Here is a 23,278-nt window from a genome sequence, read left to right as displayed (position 1 = left end):
TTCTCACACGTTGGAGGGGACGCCCTACTTCTGACCAATCATGTCGAACTCGGTCCCAGTGTTGCCGGCAACAGCGTCCTCGTAGACGACGTGTGCGGCGGCCACATCCTGAATGGCTAGTCCGGTCGAGTCGAAGACGGTCGCGCCGTCGTCGGCGGTGCGGCCCTCGATTTTCCCGGCGACGATGTCGCCAATTTCTCCGTGGACGTCCGCATCCGTGAGGACCCCCTCGCTCCAGGGAACGTTGATTTCGCCGGAGTGGGTACACTGCTCGTGGTCGTCGATGACGAGCTTCGCTTCGGTCAGCACGTCGTCTGCAATCTCGTGTTTGCCCTCGGCGTCGGCCCCCATCGCGTTGATGTGGGTGTGCTCGCCGACCTCCTCGACAATCGGGTCACGGACAGGGGTCGTCGTCGACACCACGTCACAGGCGGCGGCGTCGGCAACGGCACCTTCCTGTACGTCGAACTCGTCGCCGTACTCCTCGATGAACGCGGCCCGGATCTCGTCGTCGAGGTCGCTGATGACGACAGTCTCGATGTCCCGGACACGCGAGATGGCCTCCAGCTGAGAGTGTGCCTGGACGCCGGCACCGACCAGTCCGAGCGAAGTTGCGTCCTCGCGGGCGAGGTGACGGGTCGCGACAGCCGCGGCCGCCCCGGTCCGGAGTCGCGTCAGGCCCGTCGCGTCCATCACAGCCAGCGGGAAGCCGGTGTCGGGGTCGGAGTAGATGAGCGTGCCCATCACCGTCGGCAGCCCTTCTTCGTCGGGGTTGTCCGGATGGACGTTGACCCACTTGACTGCGGCGGCGTCCCAGTCGTCGGTCTCAATGTACGCTGGCATCGACCGGAAGTCGCCGTTGTACTGCGGGAGGTCGACGTATGATTTGGCGGGCATCTGGACGTCGCCGCGGGCGTAGGCCCCGAATGCGCCCTCAACAGCGTCGATTACCTCTGTGATCTGTGTGCTCTCTGTTACCGCGTCTGCGTCGAGAATGACGGTTCCCATGCTCTGAACGTCTGGGGAGGGGATACTTAGCAGTTGGTGAATCGAGTTGGACTCCGTACCCTCACACGGTGGCTGGATACGGGCGCGTCGTGACTTCCTCGTACAGAACCGCCTCCGGCGGCTCGGCGAACCAGCCAACCTCAGCGATTTCTCCCTCGCGGGGTCTGGGGTCGCCGGTCTCGTGGCACCCGTGAAAAATCACAATTGGCTCGAATATCGACGGCGCGTCTCGCTCGGCGTGGACGTTCTCGATGATGTGAACCTCACAGAGTCCGGTCAGCTGGCAGGTGACATTCGTCTCCTCTTCGAGTTCTCGTCTGGCTGCCACCTCGTAGCTCTCGCCAGGCTCTCGCTTTCCTCCTGGGTCCGACCAACCCTTGTCGCCCTCGTTGCGAACCAGGAGGACCTCGCCTGTGTCGTTCGTCAGCCAGACGCCAGCCCCACCGAGGGCACCGCGCTCGAACTGATCGCGGATTCGCTCGTAGTCAGCCTCCGTCCGCTCCCAGGTCTTCTCGACGATGTCGACCGACCCGTAGTCCGCTTTTAGGCGTTCCAGTACCGAATCGACGTTCTGCTTACTCTGTTGAGTGACGTTCATAGTCGAGTTGCCAGACCAATCCGGCTATACGGCTTGTTTGACCGCGGCGATGGCCTCGGACACGTCCTGGTCGTCGACGTTCCAGTGCGTACAGAACCTGACGACGTGGTCGTCGAAGGGAACACCGAGCACGCCCTCTTGCTCGCAGGCATCGAGGAAATCGCTCGCGTGCGCGTCAGTCTCGACGAGTACAATGTTGGTTTCTGGCTCCTCGGCGTCCAAGCCAGCCACGTCGTCGAGTCCATGGGCGAGTCGCCGGGCACGCTCGTGGTCGTCGGCAAGGCGGGCACGGTTTTCTAGGGCGACCAGCCCCGGCGCAGCGATGATGCCGGCCTGTCGCATGCCACCGCCGAACAGCTTTCTGACGCGACGCGCCTGGTCGATAAAGTCCTCAGAGCCGACAAGCATCGACCCAACCGGCGCACCCAGTCCCTTCGAGAGACAGAACATCACCGAGTCGACCGGCTCGACGAGGTCGGCCGCAGTGGTGTCGAGCGCAGTCACCGCGTTGAACAGCCGCGCTCCGTCGAGGTGGACCGGCACATCGAGGTCGTGGGCGGCCTCGGCGGCGGCCGCTATCGCCTCCTCCGAGATAGCCTTGCCGCCTTTGCTGTTGTGGGTGTTTTCAAGCGTCAGCAGGCCGGTTCCGGGCCGGTGAAGATCCTCCTCGACGTAGCCCGCACGGACCTGTTCGGGTTCGATGACGCCGCGCTCGTCGCCCTCGATGGTTCGGGTCTGGACCTCGGCGTGTTGGGCCAGTCCCGCCAGCTCCCACTTGTAGACGTGGCTCTCGACCTCACAGAGCAGTTCCTGGCCGCGCTCGGTGTGGGTGCGGGCGGCAATCTGGTTCCCCATCGTCCCAGTCGGGACGTACAGCGCGTCTTCCTTGCCGAGCACCTCGGCGGCGCGGGCTTCGAGGTCGTTGACTGTGGGGTCCTCCTCGTAGACGTCGTCGCCGACATCGGCGTCGCGGGCCGCCTCGCGCATCTCGTCGTTCGGGAGCGTCACCGTATCGCTGCGCAGGTCAATCATAGCTGTCTATACCGTTCCCGCCCACTAAACGCCGCGGGTTTTGCCCTACTCTTTTGGCCTATCCCGCCCAGCACGCGGTATGAACGAGACACTCTCCGCAGACCCGATTTTCCAGAATCGCGGCGTCGGCCGCGAGGTTGCAGTCGTCGGAGCCGGCGCAGTTGGCCTCACTGCGGCGCTGTGGCTCGCACGCGAGCGGGCGTCAGTCACCGTCTACGAGGCCAAAACGGTCGCAAGCGAGTCCAGCGGCCGGGCCGCCGGCGTCTGTTACGATGCCTTCGCGGCGGAGCCAAACGCGACCCTCGGTCAAGAGGCAATCGAAGGTTTTCACTCGTTCGCCGAGGAGGGCGCGCCCTTCACACCTTGTCCGTACGTCTGGCTTGCAGGAGAGGGTGACGAGGGAAAAATCGCCCTCGTGCGAGACGGTATCCGGCGGATGCAAGAGCTCGGCGTCGAGGCCACAGAGCTGGAGGCGGCCGACCTGGCCGAGCAGTTCCCCCGTCTTCGGACCAACGACATCGCGGTCGCCGGCGTGACCGAGGGCGCAGGCTACACCGACCCCGAGGCCTACACCGCGTGGCTCGCCGAACAGGCCCGGGCCGAGGGCGTTACAATCGAGGAGGAGACGCCGGTCCGAATCGAGACCGAGTCGCCGGCAGTGATAGCCTCGGGCGACCGCCGCGAGGTCGACGACCTGGTGGTGACAGCGGGCGCTCACTCCAAGCAGGTCCTTGCCGATGCCGGCGTCGAGATTGCGATGAAGCCCTATCGCGTGCAGGCACTCGTCGGCGGCGTCTCCCTCGGCGACAGCTGGGAGCCGATGGTCTACGACACGAGCGCGGACTGTTACCTGCGTCCTCACCCGGAAGGGCTGCTCGCGGGCGACGGCACCGAGGAACGCGAGGCCGACCCCGAGGAGTACGACCGGGCGGCAAACGCTAATTTTCCGGCCAACCTCGCCGACCGCGTGACCCACCGCGTCCCCGACTGTAATCTCGATGTCGACCGGGCGTGGGCGGGGCTGTGTACCGCGACGCCGGACAGAGACCCACTCGTCGGCGCGGTCCGCGAGCGCGTCTACGTCGGGACTGGGTTCCAGGGCCAGGGGTTCATGCGCTCGCCGGCAATCGGTCGCCGGCTGGCCGACGACGTCCTCGGCGGCGACGGGATTCCTGCCTTCGACCCGACCCGCTTCGACGGCGACGAGTCCTTCGAGGTCCGAGAGGGAATGGCCGTCGAATCGTGATTACTCGGCCACGTCGACGACCTCGGCGTCGGCATGCTCGACAATTCGTTCGGGCGAGATTGAAAAGACAGCCTCCGGCGTTCCGGCGGCGGCCCAGACCATCTCGAAATCTGTGAGCGTCTCGTCGAGATAGACCGGCGGGTCGCCGTCGTGACAGAACGGCGGGACCCCGCCGATGGCATACCCCGTCGCTTCGCGGACCTCCTCGGGTTCGGCCATGCGTGCCTGGTGGACGCCGCGCAGCGTCGCCAATTTGCGCGTGTCGACGCGGTTCGCGCCGCTGGTAACGACCACAACCGGCACGTCTGTCATCAGAACGATAGAACTCGCAATCTGTGCGACCTCACAGCCGACCGCCATGGCGGCGTCCTCGGCGGTTTTTGTCCCTTCGGGGAACTCTTCGACTGCGATATCCAGGTCGTAGGCCTCGGCCGCCCGTTCGCTGAACTCTGCCGCGCGCTCGTTCATAGGTCGGTTTCGACGGCCTGGTATGTAGCTATACCGGCACACCCACAGGGGTTCGCGGCCCTTTTTACCGACCGTATCCACCCTCCGGTATGAGCCTCGACCTCGACGCCGAACAACTCGACCGCTACTCGCGTCACATCATCATGGACGATGTGGGCCCCGAGGGACAGGCAGCGCTGCTCGATGCGTCGGTGCTGGTGGTCGGTGCCGGCGGTCTCGGCTCGCCGGTGTTGCAGTATCTCGCCGCCGCCGGCGTCGGCCACCTCACCGTCGTCGACGACGACACCGTTGAGCTGAGCAACCTCCAGCGCCAGGTCATCCACGGCACCGACGACGTGGGCCGGCCGAAAGTCGACAGCGCCGCAGAGTTCGTCGCCGACCTGAATCCCGACATCGACGTAACGCGCCGCGAAACGCGAGTCACGAGCGAGAATGTCACCGACCTTATCGCGGGCCACGATGTCGTCGTCGACGCCTCGGATAACTTCCCGACGCGCTTTCTCCTCAACGACGCCTGCGTGCTGGCGGACGTGCCGCTCAGTCACGGCGCAGTCTATCAGTTCGAGGGGCAAGTGACGACGTTCGGCGGCGGCCAGCCCTGCTACCGGTGTATCTTCCCCGAAGCACCGCCGGAAGGCGCGGTCCCAGACTGTGCCACTGCGGGGGTGCTGGGTATCCTGCCGGGCACCGTGGGTGCGATGCAGGCCACCGAAGTCGTGAAACTCCTGCTCGGCGAAGGCGAGAGTTTGGAGGGGCGGCTACTCGTCTACGACGCCGAGTCGCTGGAGACAGAGACGGTGCCGGTCGAGCCAGTTCCCGGCTGTCCAGTCTGTGGCGAGAATCCACGCATCGAATCAGTCGACGACGCTGAGTACACAGGACAGTGCTCGGTTCCGGAGCCGGAAAGTTAGTTTTCGAGTCTGGTCACGTCCGCGAGCGTCTCGCGCTGGCGGGCGACGCGCGTCTGTTCACCGTCGAGGACCACCTCGGCCGGGCGTGGCTGTGAGTGGAACTGATTCGCCAGCTCGTAGCCGTATGCACCGGCCATCCCGATTGCAAGCACATCTTCGCGCTCGGGGCGCGCAAGCGGTCGGTCGGTACAGAACACGTCGGCGCTCGTACAGCAGGGTCCACCGACCGAGACCGGCTCGGGCTTCCGGTCGGGTGCGGTGACGTTGCGAATCGGGTGGTAGGCGTCGAACATCGCCGGCCGAATCAGCGTCGCCAGCGAGGCGTCGACGCCGACGACCGTCGCCGCCTCCGTCTCCTTGCGCGTGTTCACTGTCGTCAGGATGAGGCCGGCGTCGGTGACGACGTACCGGCCGGGTTCGACCTTCAGTGTCACATCGAGGTCGCCGACTGCCTCCCGAACGCGCTCGCCCACCGTCATCATGTCGAGTGGGTCGGCCTCCTCGCGGTAGGGGACGCCGAAGCCGCCGCCGATATCGAGAAATTCGAGCGAGGTGTCGGCCGCCGTCGCCGCCTCCCGAGCAAGGTCGGCGACGACACCGACTGCGCGACAGTGGTCGTCGAGGTCGTCGTGCAAGACGCCGCTGCCGACGTGGGCGTGGATACCCACGAGGTCGAACCGGTCGGCAACGTCAGCCGCAACGTCGGCGACGCGGTCGGCCGGAATCCCGAACTTCGCGTCGGCACCGGTCGCGACCTTCTCGTGGTGGCCGGTGCCGATACCGGGGTTGACCCGGATTGCGACTCGACCGTCGTATCCGCGCTCTGCAAGACGGTCGAAGGTGTCGAGGGCGCCGGCAGTAATTGTCAGCCCGGGGTGCTCGGCCCCGAGGTCGGCCGCGTAGTCGAGGTCGTTGGCCGGTGGGTTGACCGCCGTGTACTGGAGCGTGTTCGGGTCCGCGCCGGCCTCGATGGCCCGCTGTAACTCGCCGGCTGCGGCGCATTCGATATCTGCGCCGGCGTCGAGCAGCGTCGAGAGAACCGCACGCCCGGTGTGTGCCTTGGCGGCGTACATGACTGACGCGTCGGGGAATGCACGCTCGATTCGCCGGTAGTTCTCGCGGACGCGTCCGAGGTCCTGGACGTACAGCGGCGTCCCGTGCTCGGCGGCAAGGTCAAGCAAACGGTCGCGGTCCCAGTCGGCCAGCCGACGGACTCGGGTCATGATTGTTCCCTGAGGGTGTCCTCACGTTCGACCGCCTCGACGGTCTCCTCACCGAGTGCCGTCGCCACGACGGCGGGCTTGTACGCTCCACCCTCGAAGAGGTCATGCTCGCCAAGCGAGGACTCGACGTATCGGATGAACGCGCGTCGTTCCGGCGGGAGGTGACCGTAGATAATCTCCTCATCGACGAGGTCGTACACCGGAATCCGCGGCGTCAGCAGGGTGTTCTCGCCGACGACCGAGTTCTTGCCAACGACGAATCCGGAGGTGACCCGACAGCCGGCCCCGAGCGTGACGCCGTCCTCGATGACGACGGGCGCCTCCTCGACCGGTTCGAGGACGCCGCCGACGAGCGTGTTCGCCCCGAGTTTCACGTCAGCACCCACCTGGGCGCAGGAGCCGACGGTGTCACAGGAGTCGACGAGCGTGCCGTCGCCGACGTGAGCGCCGATGTTGACGAAGGAGGGGCTCATCAGGATAACGTCACTGCCGACGTGTGCCCCCCGGCGGACAACGGTTCCGTCGGGCGTGTTTCGCGTGCCACGCTCGGCGAACGCTCCGGTGTCGGCAAGCGGTAACACGTCGTTGTAGGTTCCTCCGTACTCCCACTGTGAAATCTCGCGCAGCCCGAAGGTGAGCAGAACGCCCTGTTTGACCCACTCGTTTGCTTGCCACTCGCCGTCGACACGTTCGGCGGCTCGGACCTCGCCGGCTTCGAGCGCGTCCAGAAACGCATCGAGCGTCTCAGTTCCGGCGTCGGCGTCGATATCTCCTTCGCTGTACTGCTGCCAGATCTCTGTGATGTCGGATTCGAGTGCAGTCATTGTTGGATGTCGTGTGTCGGTTGGCCGAACGCGTCGTCGACGGTGTATCGACCTGTGTCGCGGTCGGCAAGCCAGGCCGCCGCGTCGAGCGCCCCAGCCGCGAAGACTCCCCGGTCTTCCGCACGGTGGCCGAGCGTCAGCGCCTCGTCATTGTCTGCAAGTAGTATCTCGTGTTCGCCGTGGATGTGCCCGGCACGACGCGAGTGGACCCCGACCTCGGTCTCCTCGCGGAGGTGGGTCCCGTCACGTCCGTGGACGGGGTCGGCCTCGCGGTGCTCGGCGACGGTTTCGAGGAGTGCCGTCGCGGTCCCGCTCGGGGCGTCGCGCTTCTCTCGGTGGTGTGTCTCTGATATCTCGATGTCGTACTCCGCGACCACGTCGAGTGTTGCATCGAGAGCATGTCGGAGCGCGACGATACCACGCGAGAAGTTCCGAGCGTGTAACACCGGTACCTCCCCGCTCGCCGACCCGAGGCTGTCGCGGTCGGCCGCGTCGAGTCCGGTGGTTCCGGTGACGAGTGGGGTTCCTGTTGCCACGCAGTCCTCGGCCAACGAGGACACTGCGCCAGCAACCGAGAAGTCGACGACCACATCCACGTCGCGGGCGTCAAGTGCGTCTCGGCGCTCCTCGGGCGTTACGACCGAGCCGTCCCCGTCACCGCCGGGGGTGACGGCCAGAACCACCGAGCAGTCATCGCGCTCGGCCGCCGCCTCGCGGACGGCGGTTCCCATCCGCCCATTCGCGCCGTTGACGGCGAGTCGTGTCACCATCAGTGCCCTCCCTCCAGTGGCTCGTAGCTGTCCAGCACCGATTCGAGAGAGACTCTGTATTCTTCGGCCAGTTCGGCGAGGGGCTGGCGGAGATTCCCGTTCCCGTTGCCGCGATAGGCCATCGCAGCCTTGACTGGCACGGGGTTGGTTTCGAGAAACAGCGCCCGAAAGAGCGGGCCGAGTTCGTGATGGCGTTCGCGGGCGCGGTCGTAGTTCCCGCCCCGTGCCGCCTCGACGAGGGAACACACTCGCCGAGGTTCGACGTTGGCGGCGACGCTGATACAGCCGGTGCCGCCGGTCGAGAGAATCGGAAGCGTCTCGCCGTCGTTGCCCGAGAGCACGTCGAAGCGCTCGCCGCGAGTCCGCTCAATTATTTCGCCAATCTGGCCGAGGTCGCCGCCGGCGGCCTTGTACCCCTGGATGTTCTCGTGGCGAGCCAGTTCGACGACCGTCTCGGGGTCGAGATTCCGTCCCGTCCGTGAGGGGACGTTGTAGACGATTTGAGGGAGGGAAACAGCGTCAGCAATCGTCTCGTAGTGCTCGCGGAGACCACGTTGTTGTGGTCGGTTGTAGTACGGTGAGATGAGCAAGAGGGCGTCCGCGCCGGCGTCGGCGGCCCGCTGGGAGAGCGAGAGTGCCTCGCTCGTGTTGTTCGACCCTGTGCCCGCGACCACAGGGACGTCGACGGCATCGACGACTGCCTCGATAACCTCGATATGTTCGTCGTGGCTGACGGTGGCCGACTCGCCGGTCGACCCCATCGGAACGAGTCCGTCGACGCCAGCCGCTTCGAGGCGCTGTGCGTCGGTTCGTAGCTGGTCGAAATCGATACTCCCGTCGTGGTGAAACGGCGTGCACATTGCGGGGTACACGCCGGTGAACGTCTCGTCCGCAGTGGATGATGTCATATGTCTTGGTGGTATGGGTCGGTCGGAAACGACGCGTCGAAGAAAATGACCCACGACAGGTGTGCCAGACCTGCCGGGAGCCGACTCACTGCGGACGTTTGCGTTTCGAGTCGGCTCGCGTGCCGCTGTCGACTCCGGCGACGCCGGCGTGACAGGCGGCTCGTCTCATACATGTTACCGGTTGAGCCAGGAACTTACGTGTTACGGCTTGTCGCTGCCAGGGCCCGTACAACGGCGAGAACGAGCGACCGAACCTACCCGAGCGGTTCCTTTTTGAGTGGTGCCGTCCTATCTTCGTCTGATGGTTGGACACACACAACTCAAAATCCGGATGGCTGTCGTCGGGACCATCCTCTTCGGCCTCTATCTGGCCGTCGCGGGATTCGTCCTGACAGCCTTCGGAACAGGCACACCAGTACTAATTCTGTTGAGCCTGGGAATGGTGGGCTACCCGTTCATCCTCTACAAGTTCGGTCGGTGGTCCGCAGTCCGTGGCGTCGGTGCAGAAGAGATGCCCGAGCGACGGGAAGCGGGCTATCGCTTCGACGAGATACACCGCTCGACCGAGCGGCTCTGCGACGAGATGGACCTAGAAAAGCCCAAACTGATGATCGCCGAGATGGGGATGCCAAATGCCTTCGCGGTCGGACGCAGGGCCGACGGGGTCGTCGTCATCTCGCGTGAAATCATCGAGATACTCGACCACGACGAGCTCGAAGGTGTCATCGCACACGAGCTTGCCCACCTCGATAACCGCGATACTGTGATGATGGTGATGGGCCAGTCAATCGCAGCTCTCGTAGGCATGGTCACATACATCGTCGTCGCCTTCCGGGGCGAGCGCGACATCGCAAGCATCATCACCGGCTACCTTGCCAGCATGGTCGCCCAGATGATTGTGACGGTGTTTCTGATGGCCATCTCGCGGTACCGCGAGTACGTGGCCGACGCAGACGCCGCAGAGTACACCCGCAACCCCGACGCGATGGCCCGCGCACTGGAGAAAATCAGCGCCGGTGCTGAAGGGAAAGAGATGACAGCCGAAGAGAGCGTCAGTGCCCTCTGTATCTTCGGCGGCGAACGCGGCCTCTTTGCGACGCTGTTTGCAAGTCACCCCCCGACCGAGAAGCGCATCGAGCGCCTCCGCTCGATGTGAGCGGTGGACAACGCCTTTTACCGTCGCCAGTGCACACACATGTATGAGCGAGATTCATCCGGCACAGCGAGTCGCAGTGTTAGCAGACTCACAGAACCTCTATCACTCCGCACAGAGCATCTACTCCCGGAACATCGACTATACGGCGCTACTGGAGGAGGCAGTCGACGACCGGCGGCTCACGCGTGCCATCGCCTACGTCATCCGTGCCGACGCCGAGGAAGAAGAGTCGTTTTTCGACGCGCTGGTCGACATCGGCTTCGAGACGCGCATCAAGGACATTCGCACCTTCGCCGACGGCTCGAAGAAGGCCGACTGGGACGTGGGTATCAGTCTCGATGCCGTCACGCTAGCGAATCACGTCGACACGATGGTTCTCTGTACTGGTGACGGCGACTTCACCCGTCTGGTCAGACACCTCCAACACGAGGGCGTCCGCGTCGAAATCTACTGTTTCGAGGAGTCGGCCGCCGACACACTCGTCGATGCCGCCCACGATTTCACCGACATGAGCGCTGACACCGACCGCTTTCTCCTGTGATCAGAACGACGTGATGACCTCGACGCCAGCGGTATCGTAGTCGTCCATCGCAGCCAGTCGCTCGGAGACGGCATCGAGGGCGATTTCGCGGCCAACCAGCGCGCCGGGGTCGATGTCAGTCGCGGCGATGGTGTCGAACAGCGCGTCGTATCGCGTCGGCGGCATGCCCCGCGAACCGACGAAGGAAATCTCCCAGCGGGTCATCCAGTCAGTCGGCAGGGCGACCTCGCCGCGCTCTGTGTCGGTCGTCAGCCCCAGTTGGAGGTGTGTCCCGCGCTCGCGGAGACACTGGACGGAGTTGCGACAGGTCTCTGCGATACCGAGCGCGTCGACCGAGCGGTCCGCGCCGCCGGTCCGGTCGCGAATCGCTTCCACGGGGTCCCGCTCCTCGGGGTCGATAGCCTCCCGTGCGCCAAGTTCGCGGGCGCGGTCTCTGGCGGCCTGGCTCGGGTCGACAGCGAGAACCCGCGCGCCGAGGGCGTCACCGAGCTGGACCGCAGAGAGGCCGACCCCGCCACAGCCGTGGACGGCGAGCCAGTCGCCGCCGTCGACTCCCGCGCGGTCGGCGAGTCCGTGGTAGGCCGTCATGTATCGACAGCCGAGCACAGCGGCGTCGCGGGCGTCGAGTGCGTCGGGAAGCCGGACGAGATTGTAGTCGGCGTCGGGAACCGCGACCTGTTCGGCGAACGCGCCGGGTGCGTCGGGCTCGAACCCAAGCGCGAGGCCGTCCGCACAGACGTTGCCGTGGCCCGACCGGCAGTTGTGACAGGTGCCGTCGCCAAGGGAGAAGGGGACGACAACCTCGTCCCCGACCGCGAACCGTTCGACGCGGTCGCCAACGGCCGCGACCGTGCCGGCGGGCTCGTGGCCGAGTATCTGCCCGGTCGGGACCTGGTCGTCGTTCCACTCGCCGTGGCCCTGCCAGGCGTGCCAGTCGCTCCGACAGAGCCCGCACGCCTCGATATCGACGACCACGCCGTCGGGGTCTGGGTCGGGCGCTGGGACGGTGGTGATATCGAGAGGCTGGCCGTACTCGCGGAGGATTGCTGCGCGCATTGGTCTCAATATGCGGCCAGTGGAGTAAATATCTCTGGACCGACCGTTCGCTTTCGAGGCCGGGCGGGACTGAAAGGGGCGAGTCGTTCGACGAGCGAGACGACGCAAGGACCGCAACGGAGTGAGGACCGCAGCGAGTCGCAGCCGTCGAACGACTCAGGGCTTTCTTGTTGTCTCACATCCCATCGCAAACCGACACGCGAACCATCTCCGGGTGTTTTCCCAACAGTCAGAACGGCCACAGGTCGCCAAGTCGGTCACGGAGTCCAGGCTCGCTGTCGTGTCGTTTCAGCGTCCAGTGGGCCTTCTCGGCGGCCTCTTCGAGTGGCCGATACTCCCAGTCGAGGTGCATCGCAATCGTTCGGTCGCCGTCGGTGACGCCGACGAAAACGTGTCTGGGGGTGCGTGTCGACGAGCGAAGCGCCTCCATCGTCTCCCACTTGTCGCCGTCGAAGGTATCGCTCCACGAAATGTCGTGTTCTTCGGCAAAATCTCTGACTGCGGCCGGGCGGCGGTCGACCACGGCGACGTGACGGCTCCACTCGCTGGCATCTGCGACGACCGCCGCAGGGTCTTGGCACTCCCGGAGTGCCGACAGCGCGAGCGCGAGTGTGACCGAGGCCTCTTCGCTTCCCTCGACCGCGATTCCCATAGCGGGGGGTTCGCCCCGGGAGCCCAAAATACCTCTCTTTTCTTGGGTCGCTCACATCGAGCGTGGCCGGCCACGCCTTTCGACAACCGAACCAGAGCCGTTAGGTTGGGCGCTCCCACAACAGTAGCTATGAGACGCAGGCGTGTTCTTCGCAGCGGCGGGATGGCGGCGCTCGCGGCACTGGCCGGCTGTATCGGCGGTGACACCACGGAGGAGTCAGCGTCGGATTTCGACGACCCCTCGCCGCCCTGGAGTCGTTCGGACACCGTCTATCACCAGGCACACTTCTCGGGAATGAAGATGATTGGGACCGCCCAGGAGGGCGGGCGGACGGTGGGGCTTTCCTACACGTACTCTGAGCGGTTCTGGACGGTGACCGGGGCACAGACACAGCGAGTCGCCGTCGAAGATGAGTATAACGCTATCCACCTAATGGCGTCGGTCTGGGACACGGAGACGGGAACTGTTCTACCGGTCGATTCGGGACTCCGGGTCGCAGTCGAGGACGACGGCGAGACCCTCAGCGAGCGGGCCATGTGGCCGATGCTCTCCCAACAGATGGGCGCACACTTCGGCGACAACATTGAGTTCCCCCGTCAGGACGAGTTCACGCTGGTCGTCGACATGGGAGAGACGACCGCCACCCGCTTGGGCTCGTTACAAGGCCTCTCAGATTCGCCCGGGACCGTCCGGTTCGACTTCGACTTCAGCCGGGGCACACGCAACGAGATTAAGGTCAGGCCAACCGGTGCACAACCCCTCGAAAAACGGGGCGCACCGGACGCTGTGCCGCCGATGGAGATGTCGATGCAGCCGCTGTCGTTCGCGCCGACGGCCGACGCGCTCCCGGGGCGGGTACTGGGTGAGGGGAGGAGTGGGGATGCGGATTTCGTCATTGCGGCGTCTGAATCTGCCGACGGGGCGTATCTAACCGTCTCGCCGCGGACGCCGTACAACGGCTATGTGTTGCCGCTCATGTCGCTGTCGGCGACCATCGAACGCGACGGAGAGACGGTGTTCGATGGACTGCTGTCGAACGCCGTCGGCCCCGACCGGAGCTATCACTACGGAGCGACCGTCGACGGCATCAAACCCGGTGACGAGATAACGGTCACTGTCGACTCGCCGCCCCAGGCGGCGCGCCACGCCGGCTACGAGGCCGCGTTTCTCGACATGGGAGACGTGCGCGTGACAGTTTAGCTTACTCGGAGACGCGCCCGCTGACCAGCGGAACGAGTCCGGCCCCTAATCGTTGTTCGCGGCCGTCGACGGTCCCAGCAAACAGCGCATCACGGGCACGTTCCCACCGGTCTTCGAGGGCGCGCAGTGGAGACCGTCGGCCGAAGCGGTTCCCCGGGGCAACAGCTCTGACGAACAGCCGCAAGAGGAAATTGAGCGGCATCGCCGCCGGCCGCGGGCTCCGTCCGGCGTTTAACAGCGCGAGTCGACCGCCCGGTTCGACACACCCGAGCCATGTCTCGACGGCACCGGCAGCGTCGTCGAGCATGCCGACGACGAACGTCGCGACGAGCGCGTCTGCCGCCTCAACCGGCGGAGAGGTTGCGTCCCCTCTGAGAACGGAGACGTTCTCCCAGCCGGCACGGTCGATGCGGGCCTGTGCCTGTCGGAGCATCGCGCCGACGAGGTCGACGCCGACAACGCGGCCCTCGCGACCGACCCGCTCGCGCAGATACGAGAAGTTCGCGCCCGTTCCACAGCCCATCTCGACGACGGTGTCGCCCGGCGAGAGGTCGAGTGCCTCGACGGTCTGTGCCCGCCACGACCGGACCCCGGGTGCCGTCGCGACCCTGTCGTAGAGCCAGGCCGCGCGCCCGTAGAAGGTGCTGTCTAAGACCGGTCGGTCGTCCATCGGTCACCCGCTGCCGGCAATGTCCCGAACGGTCGTCGCAACGGTCGGCGCGTCGGCCCCGAGCACGTAGAGAATCGGCTCGATGCCGAATCCACCGGTCTGATAGAGCACGTCGGCGTCCGGCGTCTTCGCCAGCGCCGCAGCAATGGCGGGCTCGACGGACGCTTCGGCGTCGAACTCGGCGGTGACCGCGCCTCCCTCTTCGAGCGCGGCGAGGAGGTCTTCGTCGTAGCTGACATTCAGAGCGGCACGGTGGTCACTACCGTTGTCTCGCGCCGCGAGCAGGATGTTCGCGACGTGTTGGCTGACCCCGAACTCCGGCTCACCCGGAATTGTGACCCGGCCGTGAACGTCGATGATACGTCCCGGGACGGCGGCGACATCCTCGATTGTCTCAGTCGTCGAGAGCGACTCGGCGAGATTCGACCCGACAGCTGGAATCAATCCCGCAAAGCCCTCAGTGTTCTGGACGACCCGGAGACCGCGCCGGACCGAGGCCCGGACCTGGCCCGCCTCGCGGAGACGACTGTCGGGGTCGTGGATATCGACGTGTCCCTCCCCAGCGAGGGCGGGCACCGCCTCCGTGTGGAGGTCGGTAAGGGTACCGCCGCGTTCGAGCTGGCGGATGCACACCTCCGCCTCAACGAGTGCCTCGGCGGGTGTCATCTCGCCGTCGGTGAGACCGTCGGCGAGGCGCTCGACGAGGTCGGTGACCTGTGAGTCCTCCAGGAGCCTGTCGTTGCGTTCGACCTCACCGTGGACGTACTTCGAGACGGCGCTCTGGCTGATGCCGAGTAGCTCCGCGACTTCGTTTTGGGTGCGGCCACGCTCTCGGAGTGCCTCGGCCAGCATCGAGCGAAACGTCGGCAGAAACTCCTCGACCACAAGTTCCTCGATGAACTTCATTGCATGTTCGTTCCGCTGGCAGCCTCTTAGTAATTGGTTCTCGGGGAGCGGCTCGTCGAAGCGACCAGTAGACTTACTCTCTCGCCACCTCGCATCTACACCCATGTCCGACAGATACGAGATGGACATCGATGTTCGGTTTCGTGACCTGGACACGATGGGACAGGTCCACAACGCTGTCGTCCTGATCTACGTCGAGGAGGCCCGCGTCGGCTACTTCCGGGATGTCCTCGGCGTCGAACTCACCGAGACAGATGGTGCCATCGTGAAACAGACAATCGAGTACAGTGCGCCAATCGAACGTGACTCGTCGGTTACCATCGAGTACTGGACCGCCGAGATTGGTACCTCGACACTCACGATGGGTTTCGAGGTTCGGACCGGCGGCGAGCCTGCAGCGACCGGCGAGGTCGTCCACGTCGTTCTCGACGGCGACACCCCCCATCCAGTCCCCGACGGCTGGCGCGAACGGATTCGGGCGTTCGAAGACGAGCCGGTCGAAACCGAGTGAGCCGTCGGTGATTGGTCGCAGTCAGCCCTCGACCCAGTTCGTCTCGTCGAGGACGACCGGAGCGAGGACCGCCGCGACACGGCGTGCGCCAGCTTCGGTTACGAGTAACGAGACGTTGCCCAGCGAGTCGTTGACGGACTTGCTCACCTCCTCTGTCGGGAGGTCTGTGTCGGCGACGATGGCTTCGAGTTCGTCCGTCAAGTCGGCTCTAACGGTCTCGTAGGCACTCGGGGAGAGGGCCGCGCCGGCCGGCAGCAGGTCGAAGGTGACGGCATACCCCTCGTCGTATCGTTCGATTCCGAAAAACGGCTCGCGCTGGCGCTCGGAACGGGCGTAAGCCGTCTCGACGCCGGATTGGCCGTCGTAGACCGGAATCTCCGCTGTGTCAGTCATGGATGAGTGTATGCGTTCGGTCTGTAATACGATTGCGGCGGGGGCTCACTGGTCGCCGCCGAACTCGCGGTCGCCGCCGATGCGCGAGGCCTGAGGACCGGACTGGCCCTGATACTTCGAGCCGCGTTCCTCGCCGTAGGGCCGTTCTGCCGGAGACCGCAGCTCGGTGAACGTCAGCTGCGAGATGCGCATGTCGGGTTCGAGCGCGACCGGAGCCGCGCCGAGATTCGACAGTTCGAGCGTAATCTGGCCCTGGTACCCGGGGTCACACAGTCCCGCGGTGTTCGACAGGAAGACACCGCCACGTCCGCCAAGGAAGTTCTCGATTGTCCGGCCGTCTGGTTGGACCTCCAGGTCGTAGGTCTGTTCGACTCTGTCCGTTTCCTCGACTGCGACCACCTTGTCGAACCGGACATCTTCGTCGAGTATCTGGTCGAGTCGACTCGTGTCGACGCCGGCATCAGCGTACGCGTCTCGGAACCGTTCGAGCGTCGCGCGTTTGACCGTGTCATACTCGTTGTTCTCGACGTTCGAGATGCTCGATTTCGACGAGTACCCCATTGCCTCGGCCGCGTCCTGCATCCGCATATCGGCTTCGTTGCGGTACCGTCGAAGGAGCGAACTCGGCGTCGGGACATACTGGCCGCGCTTGTGTGCGTCCTCGCTGAAATCAACGGCCCACATCTCACCCGACCACTCGACATCGCTCATCGGGATGTACGTTTCCCGTTCCCGGCTGTAGACAGACGTCAACATCCCAAGACGAGTGCCGAGGTACGCTGCGCGGTTCGCGAGCTCCTCGTAGGACGTGTAGAGAGTGTCCCGACTCTCCCGCCGACAGCCGTCACCGTCCAGCAACCCTTCAAGAAGGGCTTCGAGAACTGGCCTGGGCCAGTCAAAGGCCTGCTGTGGAATCGTCTTCTCCTCGTTCGTCCCGGATAGCTCGCGAAACACTTTCGACCAGAGCGCCGAGCAGACTGTCACCTTCGTAATCCGGTCGGTTTCACGCCAGTAGACCCCCGTCTCCCGTGACTCGAAGAAGTCAGTAAATCGGTCGAGATACTCCTCGTCGGTGTTCGATACCTGTATCTGCTTTCGACGGGCGCACCCCTCCGCGATGTAGAACCCGAGTACCCAGCCGAACTCGGGCGAGAGCGTGAGCGTCCGAGAGACTTTTGTATCGCTCTGCTTGAACGAAATCTCGACCTGCTCCGGCGTTTCGGTCCGTGAAAGCGCCGTCATCGGCGCACTGTCTTGCTCCTCGTAGAACTGTTGAGAGCCGTCGGGGACGCTGCCCCAGTCGACTGCACCGAGACCGTCACTGGCATAGACCGTCGTCTCCGCAGGGTCGAGTAGGTCAAGCAGGTCGAGTTCCGTCGTCTCCGTGGGACTCTCGGGAAGCGTCGCCGGGACCATCACGTGTTCCCCTTCAGCATCCTCGCTCGGAATCCGCGTCACGCCGCCGTCTTCGTCGAGGGTGAACAGATTGTGGTCTTTCGTTACGAGCACCTCGCGGCCCGACCGCAGCTGCACCCGGTATATCCGTTTCTGTGGGTTGGTGATGTAATCCGTCACGGGGTGTGTGCCCACTTCGAACGTCTGTGGGTCGAACGAAACCGCCCGCGCTGGCCGTTCGTTCTCGACGATATCTCCGATTTGGTAGAAACCGAATCCGTCCTCCGGCGTCCACAGGAACACCTCTTCCTCGTGGGGTAACGACGCATGCACCACAATCGCAAGCCGTCCAAGCGAGGACCGACCCTCGACATGGGCGATAAGGTCGTTTGGAATCTCGACGCGCTCTTTCGTGGTCCCGAGCACGAAATCGCCGGGATGGAGGATGAACTCGCCGTCTTCCTCGATGAGCGTTTCGGTGACGTACTCCTCGATTTCGGCCTCGCTCTGGGGGTGGATACAGGGGATGTTCGTGTGTTCGAACTCCAGAAATTCCCGCCCCAACCGGAGGTCGACGCTGGCGGGCTGGACCTGTAAATCGATATCATCGAGCGGTTCGATAACCAACTCTCCCGATTCGAGCCGACGCAGGATGTCCCCGTCCGAAAGTATCATACAGTGAGGACGGAGGACCACCGAGTAAAATGTCTCGGTCCAGTTGCCAGAGTCGCAGGGTTCAATTAGCCAGAGCCCCTACAAAAACATGTATGGAATGTCACTACTGCGAGTCGGGTGCGGATATCGTCGTCGAGCGGGAAGGGATTCGCGTCGGCGTCTGTGAGCGACACTTCCGCGAGCAGATGGAGGAGCTCTCGGAGTCGGAGTGGGTCCGGAACATCGAGGACGAGCTCGATATCGACCGCGCCGAGTAGGTCCCCCGGTTGGCTTTTCGACTGTTATGTCGCGTCTGATAGTGATTGTTGCGAGTCGTTACTGCCGTCGGGAAACGAGAGGTGCGTCACACGCCGTGAAACACCGAGATTCGTGACGTGGTCACCGAAATAACCGCACCAATCACGATGACTCGTCGTCAGTATCGACGCCGCGGTAATCGACGACAAGTACCGGAGCGTTCGTCGACCGGAGCGTCCGCTCGGTGACGCTGCCGAGGAGTGCTCGCCTGACACCGGCCCGGCCGTGGCTTCCCATGACGACAAGATCGATGTCCTCTTCGTCGGCGTACTCGCTGATGACAGTGTGTGGCTTGCCGCCAGCGTGGTGTTCGTGGACGGTCAGCCCGCGCTCCTCGCCGAGTCGTGCGACATAGCCCGTCGCGTCGTCAGCGTCGGCCTGGAGTTCGTCCATCCCGTCGAAATCGCCGGCACGGATGCGGTCGACCTGGTCGACGCCGAGGCCGTAGGCGATGGCGTCCGTGTCTGCGACAAACAGCGCGTGGACGTCTGCGTCGTACTGCTCGGCGATGTCGAGGGCGTGGTCGACTGCGGCCTGTGCAACGTTGCTCCCGTCGGTCGGAATGAGTATGCGGTCGTACATTGTCGGACTGTAGTGTCGTGTCGGGTTTGTGTCTTCGCACTGCGCGTTACTCGATTTTCTGCTGGATGTCGTCGACAACCTCCGGATTCCGGAGCGTGCTCGTGTTCCCGATCTCGTCGCCGTTGGCGATATCTTCGAGCAGACGCCGCATGATTTTCCCGGAGCGGGTCTTTGGGAGTTCTGGCGTGAAGACGACGGCTTCCGGCCGCGCAATCGGCCCAATTGCGTCCTCGACGGCTGCGATAATCTCCTCACGGAACGACTCGGTCTCTGCCTGGCCGTCTTCGGTGATGACGTAGGCGTAGACGGCTTCGCCTTTCATCTCGTGGTCGCCGCCGACGACAGCAGCCTCGGCAACGCCCTCAACCCCGACGATGGCGGACTCGATTTCCATCGTCCCGAGCCGGTGGCCGGAGACGTTGAGCACGTCGTCGACGCGACCGAGCACTGTGATGTAGCCGTCGTCGTCGATTTTTGCGCCGTCTTCCGGACAGTAGACCCACTGGTCGCGTTCCGGAATCGAGTACTCCTGCCAGTACTCCTCGATGAACCGCTCGTCGTTGTTATAGAGCGTCCGCAACATCCCCGGCCAGGGTTTGTTGACGACGAGATAGCCCGCGCGACCGGCCTCAACTGGGTCGCCGCTCGCGTCGACGACATCGGCACTGACACCGGGTAGCGGCGGCCCCGCCGAGCCGGGTTTCATCGTCCCCAACGCCGGCAGCGTCGTTATCATCATCCCACCAGTCTCGGTCTGCCACCACGTATCGACGACCGGGCACTCCTCGTCGCCGATGTGTTTGTAGTACCACTTCCAGGCGCGTGGGTTGATTGGTTCACCGACGGTCCCGAGCAGCCGCAGCGAGGAGAGGTCGTGGGCCTCGGGGTACTCCGGCCCCCACTTCATAAACGCGCGAATCGCCGTCGGCGCGGTGTACAGCTGTGTCACCTCGTACTCCTCGACGATCTCCCACAGCCGGTCTTTCTCGGGGTAATCGGGCGTTCCCTCGTACATGACCGTCGTTGTCCCGAGTGCAAGCGGGCCGTAGACGATGTAGGAGTGGCCGGTAATCCAGCCGATGTCGGCCGAACACCAGTAGGTGTCCTCGGGCTTGATGTCCAGCACGGCGTGGCTCGTCCAGGCGGCATACGAGAGATACCCCCCGGTGGTGTGTTTCACGCCCTTTGGCTTGCCAGTCGTCCCGGAGGTGTACATCAAAAAGAGCATGTCCTCGGCGTCGCGGGTGACCGGCTCGACGGTCGCGCCCTCGTGGTCGGCGACCAGGTCACCGTAGACGTGCTCGTCGTCAACGTCGGTCGGCGCGTCGTCGCCGAGGCGGTCGACGACGATTGTCGTCACGTCGCCGTCGACATCGGCCAACCCCTCGCGTGCCTTCGAGAGGTGGTCGAGCGCGTCGCCGCGGCGATAGTAGCCGTCACAGGTGACGAGCGTCTCCGACTCGGCGGCGTTCATCCGCTCGGCGAGTGCGTCGGCCGAGAAACCAGCGAAGACGACAGAGTGGGGTGCGCCGATGCGGGCACACGCGAGCATCGCGATTGGAAGCTCGGGAACCATCGGCATGTAGAGCGTGACAACATCGTCCTCCTCGACGCCCTGCTCGCGTAGCGCAGCGGCGAATTCGTTTATTTCGCGGTGGAGTTCCTCGTAGGTGTATGTGCGTGTCTCGCCGAGTTCCCCCACCCACTCGATTGCGGCCTCGTCGCCGCGCTCGTCGAGATGTCGGTCGACGCAGTTCTCGGTGGCGTTCAGTTCGCCGTCGACAAACCACTCGTAGAATGGCTCGTCGTCGTCGTTCAGTACCTGGTCCCAGTCGGTTTCCCAGTTCAGCAACTCGGCGGCGCGCTCCCACGCCTCGGGCCAGTTATTTTCGAACTCCTCGTAGATGGCTTCGTCGCTGACGTTTGCCTGCTCGACGAACGACTCCGGCGGGTCGAACCTGTCCTGCTCTTCGAGTCGGGCTTCGAGTTGGGTCTCGTCGCTCATACAGCGGCCGTTCTCGGGCCAGTCTATTAAGTGCTGACTCGGGTATCTGAGGGGCCTTTTGTCGGTGTCCACAGCTGCGGAGCGACACTTAGTCGCTCGCAGCCTCCTTCGACTCGTCCTCGACGGTGACGGTCACGGTCGACCTGCCTGCCGGGGTCCGGACGCCGTATTCCAGTGTGGTCCCTGGCTCGGCCCCTTCGGCACTCGCACTGACTGTGGTCTCGCCGGACTCATCCGCGTCGGGCACGATGTCGAACCCTTTCGGTCGGTACGTCGGATACGAGAAGTTCACCGCGCCGCGAAACGTGCCGGGTCCATCGCCGACGTTCTCGGCGGCTATCGTGATATCGAACGTCTCGTCGGGCGCGACCGTCTCCGGGGCGCTGGCGCTCCACTCCCAGGCCGGCGGCGGGGCCGTCGCCTTCTCGGTGTCGAGTCTCCACTCCCACGAGTCAGCGCCGCGTTCGAGTCGAAGCGACGGTGTCGTGTCGAGCCGAGCCGGGACCTCGAACGTGAGCAACTCCCAGGACTGGGTGTCCATCTGGGTATCCAGACCCTCGGACACGTCAAGGTCGAGAGGCTGGCGGTTTTCTGTCTCGATTGGTCGGTGAGAGCCGTCGGCGGTGACCAGCGAAAACGCCGTCCGTTCCGGAGCCGACTCCGCCTCGCTGGCGTCGACGGCGACGAACACGAACTGACCGTCTGCCGGCTGGATACCGTTCCAGTCAACCTGCTCGATGTGGCGGTAGCTGTACTGAACGGCCGAGGCCTCGACCGACACCGCGGGATGGGGAGTGGGCGTCTCGGTTGGGGTCGTATCTGACGCTGCAGTCGGAGAGCTATCCGTGTCGGCCGAGTTGCCGGCACAGCCGGCGACTCCAGCGACGAGTGTCACGAGATAAGCGCGTCTGGAGGGCATCACCGGAGAGATTCAGTCAGTCAGGCTAAATACTTTCTGTGGACAGCATCTACGGCAGAACGATTCCCGCCGGCCGGAGAAACAAATCTGGCATAGTGGTCGCCCTAGTGCTGAAACTCGTCGCGGACATGGTCAATTCGACTCGCCAGCAGACCGGTCGCGTGATAGCATCGACACCACTCGCGATGGCCGAGGTGTAATCGAGAACGAGACTCACGCTGTCGCCCGTTCGAGAATCGCCTGGACGAAGCCAGATTTGGCCGCGGTGTAGGCGTCGCGGTCGTCGGGATATCGCTCGGCCAGCTCCAGCTTGACTCTGGCGTAGCGCTCGGCCGCCTGTGGATGCTCGCGGAGATAGTCCCGAAAGACGAGCTGTTCGGTGTGGGTTTTGCTACCAACTTCAGTTATCGACAGGTACTGCGTCCGGTCGTCTTCCGGACCGCGTGCGAAAAACAGCCTGTCGTCGACCCCGTCGTTTGGCCGGTATGTGTAGCCGAGTCCCTCAAGTTCGGGGTAGTCTTCGGGTTCGCCGAGGTCTTCGACGGCGACGAGGATGTCGAGTATCGGCTTGGCGACGATGCCCTCGATTGCCGTGCTGCCGACGTGTTCGACCGCGAGCGCCCGGTCGCCAAGTGCCGAGCGCAGTCGGTCGGCTTCCTGTTCAAACAGCTGCTCCCACTCCTCGTCGTGAGGGACGAGTTCGACGGTTCCACGTTCCAGTCCGACCATACCGCAGGTATCGTGTCCACCCAAACCAACGTATCGATACCCAACACGAGCCGACGAGTACAAACTGCTCGTAGTATGACGGCGGTCACCTGCGAGCGTCGTGGGACGACTCCCACGCTGCCAGCGGAACGGTCCGTTGGTCTGGGGGCGAACCGAGCACCACCATCTCGGGGGCGATATCGTCGGTCACAGTCGCACCGGCGGCGACGACCACGTTCTCACCGAGTTCGACACCCGGGCCGACGACAGCACCTGCACCGACGAACACACCGTCGCGGAGATGTATCGGCTCGAAGATATCGTTCCGGAAGGTCATCCCGTCTTCGTCGAGGTCGTGTGTCACGCCGGCGACAGTGCTGTTTGGTCCAATCTGGACGCAGGATTCGATGGTCGCGTTCTCGACGTAGCTGCCGGCGTTGATGTCGACCGAGTCGCCGATAGTCGACTTTTTGACCGAGACACGCTCGTAGAGTCGACAGTCGTCGCCAATGTCCGAGTCGTGAACGGTCACGTGCTCTCGAATCTCTGCGTCGCCGACGGTCGAATCGACCAGTCGAGCGGTGTCGTCGATAGCCATACTCGGTCGAGCCAGCCGACCGGCTT

The 23,278-nt window shown here is 64.3% G+C and carries 26 protein-coding genes and 1 pseudogene; 7 read left to right on the top strand and 20 right to left on the bottom strand.

Going from position 1 to position 23,278, the window contains the following annotated elements; all coding sequences use genetic code 11:
* Positions 1 to 24: 24 nt before the first annotated feature.
* The 3 genes from OSC37_RS14215 to OSC37_RS14205 all read right to left on the bottom strand — a co-directional run bounded on the left by OSC37_RS14215 (position 25) and on the right by OSC37_RS14205 (position 2,638).
* Positions 25 to 1,008, bottom strand: a complete 984-nt coding sequence (locus OSC37_RS14215; protein ID WP_267162093.1) for an ornithine cyclodeaminase family protein — start codon at positions 1,006 to 1,008, stop codon at positions 25 to 27.
* Between the two features lie 61 nt (positions 1,009 to 1,069).
* The gene (locus OSC37_RS14210; RefSeq protein ID WP_267162092.1) at positions 1,070 to 1,606 is read right to left on the bottom strand and encodes an NUDIX hydrolase; all 537 of its coding nucleotides are present in this window, start codon (positions 1,604 to 1,606) and stop codon (positions 1,070 to 1,072) included.
* Positions 1,607 to 1,630: 24 nt separating this feature from the next.
* Positions 1,631 to 2,638 (bottom strand): threonine aldolase family protein, encoded by a 1,008-nt coding sequence (locus OSC37_RS14205; protein WP_267162091.1) that lies wholly within the window; start codon positions 2,636 to 2,638, stop codon positions 1,631 to 1,633.
* A gap of 79 nt (positions 2,639 to 2,717) precedes the next feature.
* Here OSC37_RS14205 and OSC37_RS14200 point away from each other — a divergent pair, with 79 nt between their 5' ends.
* The gene (locus tag OSC37_RS14200; RefSeq protein ID WP_267162090.1) at positions 2,718 to 3,884 is read left to right on the top strand and encodes an NAD(P)/FAD-dependent oxidoreductase; all 1,167 of its coding nucleotides are present in this window, start codon (positions 2,718 to 2,720) and stop codon (positions 3,882 to 3,884) included.
* Here the strand turns inward: OSC37_RS14200 and OSC37_RS14195 are convergent, their stop codons facing one another.
* Entirely contained in the window at positions 3,885 to 4,352 is a 468-nt protein-coding gene (locus OSC37_RS14195) for a YbaK/EbsC family protein (protein ID WP_267162089.1), read from the bottom strand.
* A gap of 89 nt (positions 4,353 to 4,441) precedes the next feature.
* Here OSC37_RS14195 and ubaA point away from each other — a divergent pair, with 89 nt between their 5' ends.
* Positions 4,442 to 5,263 (top strand): SAMP-activating enzyme E1, encoded by an 822-nt coding sequence (ubaA, locus tag OSC37_RS14190; RefSeq protein ID WP_267162088.1) that lies wholly within the window; start codon positions 4,442 to 4,444, stop codon positions 5,261 to 5,263.
* Here the strand turns inward: ubaA and lysA are convergent.
* Genes lysA through dapA form a run of 4 tightly spaced genes read right to left on the bottom strand, consistent with a single transcriptional unit; the run spans position 5,260 to position 8,988 of the window.
* On the bottom strand, positions 5,260 to 6,486 hold the full coding sequence (gene lysA / locus OSC37_RS14185; RefSeq protein ID WP_267162087.1) for a diaminopimelate decarboxylase: 1,227 nt from the start codon (positions 6,484 to 6,486) through the stop codon (positions 5,260 to 5,262). The two genes, ubaA and lysA, sit on opposite strands and share 4 nt — an antisense overlap.
* On the bottom strand, positions 6,483 to 7,310 hold the full coding sequence (locus OSC37_RS14180; protein ID WP_267162086.1) for a 2,3,4,5-tetrahydropyridine-2,6-dicarboxylate N-succinyltransferase: 828 nt from the start codon (positions 7,308 to 7,310) through the stop codon (positions 6,483 to 6,485). Before OSC37_RS14180 ends, lysA begins: the two co-directional genes overlap by 4 nt.
* On the bottom strand, positions 7,307 to 8,080 hold the full coding sequence (gene dapB / locus OSC37_RS14175) for a 4-hydroxy-tetrahydrodipicolinate reductase (protein ID WP_368409468.1): 774 nt from the start codon (positions 8,078 to 8,080) through the stop codon (positions 7,307 to 7,309). The genes OSC37_RS14180 and dapB overlap by 4 nt, the downstream gene beginning before the upstream one ends.
* Positions 8,080 to 8,988: a 4-hydroxy-tetrahydrodipicolinate synthase gene (gene dapA / locus OSC37_RS14170; RefSeq protein ID WP_267162085.1), complete on the bottom strand. Its 909-nt coding sequence runs from the start codon at positions 8,986 to 8,988 to the stop codon at positions 8,080 to 8,082. Before dapA ends, dapB begins: the two co-directional genes overlap by 1 nt.
* Before the next feature lie 301 nt (positions 8,989 to 9,289).
* Here dapA and OSC37_RS14165 point away from each other — a divergent pair, with 301 nt between their 5' ends.
* Together OSC37_RS14165 and OSC37_RS14160 are read left to right on the top strand one after the other, a co-directional pair.
* Positions 9,290 to 10,144: a M48 family metallopeptidase gene (locus tag OSC37_RS14165; protein ID WP_267162084.1), complete on the top strand. Its 855-nt coding sequence runs from the start codon at positions 9,290 to 9,292 to the stop codon at positions 10,142 to 10,144.
* Between the two features lie 43 nt (positions 10,145 to 10,187).
* Positions 10,188 to 10,685, top strand: coding sequence for a LabA-like NYN domain-containing protein (locus OSC37_RS14160; protein ID WP_267162083.1), 498 nt, complete (start codon positions 10,188 to 10,190; stop codon positions 10,683 to 10,685).
* Here OSC37_RS14160 and OSC37_RS14155 read toward each other — a convergent pair whose 3' ends face one another.
* On the bottom strand, positions 10,686 to 11,741 hold the full coding sequence (locus tag OSC37_RS14155) for a zinc-dependent alcohol dehydrogenase family protein (protein WP_267162082.1): 1,056 nt from the start codon (positions 11,739 to 11,741) through the stop codon (positions 10,686 to 10,688).
* A 229-nt stretch (positions 11,742 to 11,970) separates the two neighbouring features.
* Entirely contained in the window at positions 11,971 to 12,393 is a 423-nt protein-coding gene (locus tag OSC37_RS14150) for a DUF7124 domain-containing protein (RefSeq protein WP_267162081.1), read from the bottom strand.
* A gap of 129 nt (positions 12,394 to 12,522) precedes the next feature.
* Between OSC37_RS14150 and OSC37_RS14145 the strand changes: the two genes are divergently transcribed.
* Entirely contained in the window at positions 12,523 to 13,593 is a 1,071-nt protein-coding gene (locus tag OSC37_RS14145; RefSeq protein WP_267162080.1) for a DUF7350 domain-containing protein, read from the top strand.
* Position 13,594: 1 nt separating this feature from the next.
* Here OSC37_RS14145 and OSC37_RS14140 read toward each other — a convergent pair whose 3' ends face one another.
* A complete protein-coding gene (locus OSC37_RS14140) occupies positions 13,595 to 14,263 on the bottom strand; it encodes a class I SAM-dependent methyltransferase (protein ID WP_267162079.1) in 669 nt (222 codons plus the stop codon).
* A gap of 3 nt (positions 14,264 to 14,266) precedes the next feature.
* A complete protein-coding gene (locus OSC37_RS14135) occupies positions 14,267 to 15,169 on the bottom strand; it encodes a thiamine-phosphate synthase family protein (RefSeq protein ID WP_267162078.1) in 903 nt (300 codons plus the stop codon).
* A 103-nt stretch (positions 15,170 to 15,272) separates the two neighbouring features.
* Here OSC37_RS14135 and OSC37_RS14130 point away from each other — a divergent pair, with 103 nt between their 5' ends.
* Positions 15,273 to 15,680, top strand: a complete 408-nt coding sequence (locus OSC37_RS14130) for an acyl-CoA thioesterase (RefSeq protein ID WP_267162077.1) — start codon at positions 15,273 to 15,275, stop codon at positions 15,678 to 15,680.
* Between the two features lie 21 nt (positions 15,681 to 15,701).
* Here OSC37_RS14130 and OSC37_RS14125 read toward each other — a convergent pair whose 3' ends face one another.
* The 3 genes and pseudogenes from OSC37_RS14125 to dcd all read right to left on the bottom strand — a co-directional run.
* Complete coding sequence (locus OSC37_RS14125; RefSeq protein ID WP_267162076.1) at positions 15,702 to 16,073, bottom strand: hypothetical protein; 372 nt, start codon at positions 16,071 to 16,073, stop codon at positions 15,702 to 15,704.
* 45 nt (positions 16,074 to 16,118) lie between these two features.
* A complete protein-coding gene (locus tag OSC37_RS14120; protein WP_267164196.1) occupies positions 16,119 to 17,771 on the bottom strand; it encodes a dCTP deaminase domain-containing protein in 1,653 nt (550 codons plus the stop codon).
* Positions 17,772 to 17,789: 18 nt separating this feature from the next.
* Positions 17,790 to 18,143, bottom strand: a pseudogene (gene dcd, locus OSC37_RS14115) (dCTP deaminase); the annotation flags it as partial.
* 92 nt (positions 18,144 to 18,235) lie between these two features.
* Between dcd and OSC37_RS14110 the strand changes: the two are divergent.
* Complete coding sequence (locus OSC37_RS14110) at positions 18,236 to 18,400, top strand: DUF6757 family protein (RefSeq protein ID WP_267162075.1); 165 nt, start codon at positions 18,236 to 18,238, stop codon at positions 18,398 to 18,400.
* Positions 18,401 to 18,542: 142 nt separating this feature from the next.
* Here the strand turns inward: OSC37_RS14110 and OSC37_RS14105 are convergent, their stop codons facing one another.
* The 5 genes from OSC37_RS14105 to OSC37_RS14085 all read right to left on the bottom strand — a co-directional run bounded on the left by OSC37_RS14105 (position 18,543) and on the right by OSC37_RS14085 (position 23,252).
* Entirely contained in the window at positions 18,543 to 19,022 is a 480-nt protein-coding gene (locus OSC37_RS14105) for a universal stress protein (RefSeq protein ID WP_267162074.1), read from the bottom strand.
* A gap of 46 nt (positions 19,023 to 19,068) precedes the next feature.
* Entirely contained in the window at positions 19,069 to 21,027 is a 1,959-nt protein-coding gene (acs, locus tag OSC37_RS14100; protein WP_267162073.1) for an acetate--CoA ligase, read from the bottom strand.
* 88 nt (positions 21,028 to 21,115) lie between these two features.
* Positions 21,116 to 21,946, bottom strand: coding sequence for a hypothetical protein (locus OSC37_RS14095; RefSeq protein ID WP_267162072.1), 831 nt, complete (start codon positions 21,944 to 21,946; stop codon positions 21,116 to 21,118).
* A 213-nt stretch (positions 21,947 to 22,159) separates the two neighbouring features.
* Complete coding sequence (locus OSC37_RS14090) at positions 22,160 to 22,675, bottom strand: GrpB family protein (RefSeq protein WP_267162071.1); 516 nt, start codon at positions 22,673 to 22,675, stop codon at positions 22,160 to 22,162.
* A gap of 85 nt (positions 22,676 to 22,760) precedes the next feature.
* A complete protein-coding gene (locus OSC37_RS14085) occupies positions 22,761 to 23,252 on the bottom strand; it encodes an acyltransferase (protein ID WP_267162070.1) in 492 nt (163 codons plus the stop codon).
* Between the last annotated feature and the right edge of the window lie 26 nt (positions 23,253 to 23,278).

Origin of the sequence: Halovenus salina (assembly GCF_026410925.1) — an archaeon.
Taxonomy (GTDB): Archaea; Halobacteriota; Halobacteria; order Halobacteriales; family Haloarculaceae; genus Halovenus; species Halovenus salina.
This window is presented reverse-complemented; position numbering and strand designations above follow the sequence as displayed.